The sequence below is a fragment of the Pseudomonas sp. 43(2021) genome, from assembly GCF_017490805.1.
GTDB lineage: Bacteria > Pseudomonadota > Gammaproteobacteria > Pseudomonadales > Pseudomonadaceae > Aquipseudomonas.
In genome coordinates, this window is sequence record NZ_JAFGYJ010000595.1 from 1 (window position 1) to 429 (window position 429).

1 pseudogene is annotated in these 429 nt (G+C 59.4%); it reads left to right on the forward strand.

Going from position 1 to position 429, the window contains the following annotated elements:
- Positions 1–242: 242 nt before the first annotated feature.
- Positions 243–429, forward strand: a pseudogene (locus J5M71_RS28870) (hypothetical protein); the annotation flags it as partial.

The window sequence follows — 429 nt, forward strand, 5'->3', positions numbered from 1 at the left end:
TGGGGCTTGCCGCAGAAGTTGCGCACGCTGGACAAGTATTGGGATTGGCGGCGTTGGCGATGACGCCTTCGCGAGCAGGCTCGCTCCCGCATTTGCAATGCGGCTTTCCTGTGGGAGCGAGCCGGCTCGCGAATTCCGACTTCAGACACATGAGAAGATTCGCTGGCCAGATCTGTTGAATCCTCCGATGCAGAAAGGGATAGTGCGCGCCTGGAAATATCTTCAAGGAGCGGGAATTGACAATGAAGTCCAATTGGATCAGCGCAGTAGCGCTCTGCGGATGGTTCATGGCTGGGCAGGCGTGGGCCGATTGCACACCGCCAGCGGTCAGCGCGGAAGCGGATTTCTCGCTGTGCAAGGACTGGCCGGCTTATCCGCAGCTGACGATTACCGCGCTATCGACGTTCGTGCCCGATCCGGTCTATGGCC